The sequence below is a fragment of the Roseicyclus sp. genome (assembly GCF_052168335.1).
Classification (GTDB): Bacteria; Pseudomonadota; Alphaproteobacteria; order Rhodobacterales; family Rhodobacteraceae; genus Roseibacterium.
The window spans coordinates 1-5,096 of the sequence record NZ_JBQLZP010000219.1 but is presented as its reverse complement, the minus strand read 5'-3'; the positions used below and the strand labels follow the sequence as shown (position 1 = coordinate 5,096).

Here is a 5,096-nt window from a genome sequence, read left to right as displayed (position 1 = left end):
CCGAGGCGCTCCGCCTCCGAGGCCGCGCGGAAGACGCGGGCGAGCGCGGCATGGACGCCGCGGGCGGTGTCGTGGGTGGGGCCGAGTTCCAGCGCGTGGGCGCGCTCGGCGATCCAGGGGGAATGCTCGAAGATGCCGCCGAAGGCGGCGACGAAGCTGTCGCGATCCATCTCGGAGGGGCGGAGGCGGTCCGGAGCGGGGTGCGCGGCGGCCCAGTGCTCGGCGATCTGGAGGCGGGTGGCGAACCAGACGCCCTCGTGGCTCGCCATGTGGTCGAGCGCGCGCTTGAGCGCCCGCGCGCGGCCGGGGCGGCCCGCCAGGCGGCAGTGGAGGCCGATCGAGAGCATCTTCGGCGCGCCCGCCTGCCCCTCTGCGTAGAGGCAGTCGAAGCTCTCGGTGACATAGCGCTCGAACTGTCCGCCCTCGGCATAGCCCGCCTGGATGGCGAAGCGCATGTCGTTGACGTCGAGCGTGTAGGGCACGATGAGCTGGTCGCGGCCCGCGACGCGGCGCCAATAGGGCAGGTCGTCGGCGTAGTCGTCGGAGATGTAGGCGAAGGCGCCGGTCTCGGCCGCGAGGCGGACGGTGTTCATCGAGCAGCGCCCGGTATACCAGCCGCGCGGGGGCGCGCCCGTCACCTCGGCGTGGAGGCGGATCGCCTCGGCGATCTGGGCGCGCTCCTCCGCTTCGGGCATGTCGCGATGCTCGACCCACCTGAGACCGTGCGAGGCGATCTCCCAGCCGGCATCCTTCATCGCCGCGACCTGCTCGGGCGCGCGGGCGAGCGCGGTGGCGACGCCGTAGACGGTGACGGGCAGGTGCGAGAGCATCCGGTGAAGCCGCCAGAACCCCGCCCGCGCGCCGTATTCGTAGATCGATTCCATGTTCCAGTGCCGCTGCCCCGGCCAGGGCGCGGCGCCGGTGATCTCGGACAGGAAGGCCTCCGAGGCGGAATCGCCGTGGAGGATGTTGTTCTCGCCCCCCTCCTCGTAGTTCAGCACGATCTGCACGGCGATCCGCGCCCCGCCCGGCCAGTGCGGATCGGGGGGATTGGCGCCGTAGCCGGTCATGTCGCGGGGATAGCGGTTCATCGTCGGACCTCCTGCCAGCGGCCCCGAGACTTGGCCAAGCCTCCGGGGGCTTGCAAGCGGCAACTGGCGCGGCGAGTGTGGGCGGGCATGACGGAGGCGGAAATGGCCGGTTTTCTCACCACACATGTCCTCGATACGGCGCGCGGCTGCCCGGCCGAGGGGCTGAGGATCACGCTCTGGCGCCTTTCGGGGGACGCGCGGGAGAAGGTGGCCGAGACCGTGACCAATGCCGACGGGCGGACGGACGGCCCGATCCTGCCCGAGGCGGCGTTCCGCACCGGCACCTACGAGCTGGTCTTCGAGGCCGGCGACTACCTCCGGCGGCAAGGCCTCGACGCGCGGGAGCCGCTGTTTCTCGACGCGGTTCCGATCCGCTTCGGCATGGCGGAGGAGGATCACTACCACGTGCCGCTCCTGCTCTCGCCCTACGGATTCTCGACCTACAGAGGCAGCTGAGCCGGGCGTCGCGGACGGCACCCTCCTGTCGCCCTTCCGGGGCGCTTCCCCAACGTCCCGCTTTTCAAGCGCCGCCTTTGCGATAATGTCGGATGTCAGGGGAGTTTCGTGAGTGTCCGGGGAGGGAAGCTCATGGTCGATGCCGCGCGTCCATGGACGGCGTTCTACGGTCCGCATGTGCGGCCCGAGATCCAGGCTGCGAGCCACCGCATCCTGCCGGACCTGATCGGCGGGGTGGCGGAGACCTACCGCTCGGCGCCCGCCTTCACCTGCGTCCTGCCGAACGGGATGAACGGCACGCTCAGCTTCGCGCAGATCGACGAGATGTCGGACGCGCTCGCCATCTATCTCCGCGAAGTCGCGGGGCTGAAGGCGGGGGACCGCGTCGCGCTCCAGATGCCCAACTGCCTGTCCTTCCCGGTCGCGGCCTTCGCGGTCTTCAAGGCGGGCTGCGTGCTGGTGAACGTGAACCCGCTCTACACCGCCGAGGAGATGGCCAAGCAGTTCGAGGATGCCGAGCCGCACGCGCTCGTCATCGTCGACATGTTCGCCGACAAGATCCCGCAGGCGACGCGCGGCCACCCGATCCCGAACATCATCGTGACCCGCGTGGCCGAGTTCCTGCCGCGGATGCCGAGGGGCATCGTCGGCCTCGTCCAGAAATACTGGGACCGCTCGGTCAAGCCCATCGAGCTCGCCCATGTCCGCCTGCCCGACGCGATCGCCGCGGGGCGCGCGCACCGGGCGAAGGACCATGTCGAGGTCTCGGACTACAGCGCGCAGGTGCAGCCCGACGATGTCGCGGTGCTCCAGTATACCGGGGGGACCACCGGCGTCTCGAAGGGCGCCATGCTGAGCCACGCGAACCTGATCCTGAACATGGAGCAGACCTTCGAGCTCGTGGAGGGGCTGGAGAAGGGGCGCGAGGTGGCGCTGACGGCGCTGCCGCTCTACCACATCTTCGCCTTCACGGTGAACCTGCTCGGCTTCTGGGCGCTCGGCGGGCGGAACCTGCTGATCCCGAACCCGAGGCCGCTGACGAACCTGCGGCGCGCCTTCGAGAACTACCGCGTCACCTGGATGAGCGGGGTCAACACGCTGTTCAACGGGCTGTCGAACGAGACATGGTTCCTCGACACGCCGCCCCGGCACCTGAAATTCGCGAGCGCGGGGGGCATGGCGCTGCAGGCGGCCGTGGCCGAGCGGTGGGAGGCGATCACCGGCCGCCCCGTGATCCAGGGCTACGGCCTGACCGAGACCTCGCCGGTCCTGACCTTCAACCCGCTCGGCAAGTCGCGCGCGGGCTCCATCGGCATCCCGCTCCCCTCCACCGAGGTCGCCTGCCTCGGCGAGGATGGCGCTCCGGTGCCCCGGGGCGCGCCCGGCGAGATCGCGGCGCGGGGTCCGCAGGTCATGAAGGGCTACTGGCGCCGCCCCGACGAGACCGCGAAGGTCATGCGGGGCGAGTGGTTCCTGACCGGCGACATCGGCGTGATGGACGCCGACGGCTATATCCGCATCGTCGACCGCAAGAAGGACATGGTCGTCGTCTCGGGCTTCAACGTCTATCCCAACGAGATCGAGGACTGCCTCGCCACGCATCCGGGCGTGCTCGAAAGCGCCGTGATCGGCGTGCCCGACGCGGCGACGGGCGAGGCCGTCAAGGCCTTCGTCGTCGCCCGCGACAGGTCCCTGACCGAGGCGGACATCCGCGCCCACTGCAAGGAGCACCTGACCGGCTACAAGGTGCCGAAGCGGGTGGAGTTCCGCGACGAGCTGCCGAAATCCAACGTGGGCAAGATCCTCCGCAAGGACCTCCGCGCGGAGGAACTGGCGCAGGCCGCGCCCTCGCAGGCGGCGGAGTAGCGCCATGGTCGGAGCCTTCGAACAGGCCATCCTCGCGCTGATGATCTTCGTCATCATGCTCGGCATGGGCGCCTCGCTGACGCCCCGCGACTTCTGGCTGGCGCTCCGGCGGCCCTACGGCCTCGGCATCGGCATCGTCTCGCAATACGGGTTCATGCCGCTCATCGGCTTCGTCATGGCGATCACGCTCGACCTGCCCGAGCCCATCGCCATCGGCCTTCTCATCATGGCCTGCATGCCGGGGGGGACGACCTCGAACATCTTCACCTACTTCTCCAAGGGAAACCTCGCGCTCTCGGTGCTGATGACGGTGACCTCGACCGTCTTCGGCGTCGTGCTGATCCCGATCGTCCTGCTGATCTACGCCTCGGCGCTCGACCTCACGATCCCGCGCGAGAACATCATCATCACGCTGGTGATCCTGCTCGTCCCCGTCGCCATCGGCATGGGGCTGCGCAAGATCAACGCCAACGTGGGCGCGGTGACGGAGTTCATGGGCTCGGCGCTGGCGCTCTTCTTCATCCTCTTCCTGATGCTCTCGTGGATTCCGCGGAACTGGCAGTTCCTGCTGACGACGACGCCCGCGACCTACTTCGTCGCGATCATGCTCGGCGTCTTCGGCATCGCCATCGGCTACGCCTTCGCGCGCGCGCTGCGGCTGCATCCGCGGAACGCGCGGACGGTCGCGCTCGAGACCGGCATCCAGAACGGCCCGCTCGCCATCGCGATCATCGCGCTGACCTTCTCGGGGCCCGAGCAGCAGGGGATCATGGCGGTGGGCGCGCTCTACTCGCTCTTCATCGTCATCACCTCGACGCTGGTGACGCTGGTGTTCCGCCGCGCCAACACGGCGGCCGAGCAGAAGCTGCCCGACAGCCTCCTCTGACGCAGCCCGCCCTTCATCTTTCCGAAAATACGCACTTCCTGCGGAACGCAGCCCGCCGCGGGGGGCTCGATGCCCCCCGCGGCGGGGCCAGGGGCGGCGGCGGAGCCGGCGCATCCTCCGCCCGCTTGTCGCTGGCTTCGATCACGCCCGCCGTGCTATTCCTCGCGAAACCATAACGGAAGCGCTCCGGCGGAGGGCGCAGGGGCACGTGCAGCACCTCAGGCCAAGCTCGAAACACGGCAAGGTCATGGCCGTCTCGATGATGAAGGACGAGGCGCCCTACCTGCTGGAATGGGTCGCCCACCACCTCGCCGTCGGGTTCACCGACATCCTCGTCTACACCAACGACTGCTCCGACGGCACGGTGGAGATGCTGCACCGGCTCGAGGAACTCGGCCTCGCCACGCACCGCGAGAACGTGATCCCGCCCGGGCAGAAGCCGCAGCCCTCCGCCCTCAACCACGCCCAGGCCGAGCCGCTGGTGGCCGAGGCCGACTGGCTCCTCGTCTTCGACGCCGACGAGTTCCTCTGCATCAACCATCCCTCGGGGCGGCTCGAGGGGATGCTCGACGACGCGGTGGCGCAGGACGCGAACGGCATCGTCGTCACCTGGCGCATCTTCGGCTCGGGCGGTCGCGTGGACTGGTCGCGCGCCCCCGTGACCGAGCAGTACACCCGCGCCGCGCCGCCGCTCTGGAACAAGGGCTGGGGGGTCAAGACGCTCTTCCGCTACGATCCCGCCTACTGGAAGCTCGGCATCCACCGCCCCTCGATCCGCAACAAGTGGCTGGAGACGG

General features: G+C 69.3%; 5 protein-coding genes. 4 read left to right on the top strand and 1 reads right to left on the bottom strand.

Annotated features, from left to right (window positions below):
- Positions 1-1,091 (bottom strand): allantoinase PuuE (puuE, locus tag ACTS11_RS06775; RefSeq protein WP_442639570.1); only part of this gene is annotated, 1,091 nt, incomplete at its 3' end.
- 102 nt (positions 1,092-1,193) lie between these two features.
- On the opposite strand from puuE, the gene uraH reads away from it, so the two are divergent.
- From uraH to ACTS11_RS06755, 4 genes are all read left to right on the top strand, one after another.
- Positions 1,194-1,547 (top strand): hydroxyisourate hydrolase, encoded by a 354-nt coding sequence (gene uraH, locus ACTS11_RS06770; RefSeq protein WP_442639569.1) that lies wholly within the window; start codon positions 1,194-1,196, stop codon positions 1,545-1,547.
- 132 nt (positions 1,548-1,679) lie between these two features.
- The gene (locus ACTS11_RS06765) at positions 1,680-3,413 is read left to right on the top strand and encodes an AMP-binding protein (RefSeq protein WP_442639568.1); all 1,734 of its coding nucleotides are present in this window, start codon (positions 1,680-1,682) and stop codon (positions 3,411-3,413) included.
- A gap of 4 nt (positions 3,414-3,417) precedes the next feature.
- Positions 3,418-4,299, top strand: a complete 882-nt coding sequence (locus tag ACTS11_RS06760; protein WP_442639567.1) for a bile acid:sodium symporter family protein — start codon at positions 3,418-3,420, stop codon at positions 4,297-4,299.
- Between the two features lie 208 nt (positions 4,300-4,507).
- On the top strand, positions 4,508-5,096 hold a 589-nt coding region (locus tag ACTS11_RS06755; protein WP_442639566.1), incomplete at its 3' end, for a glycosyltransferase family 2 protein.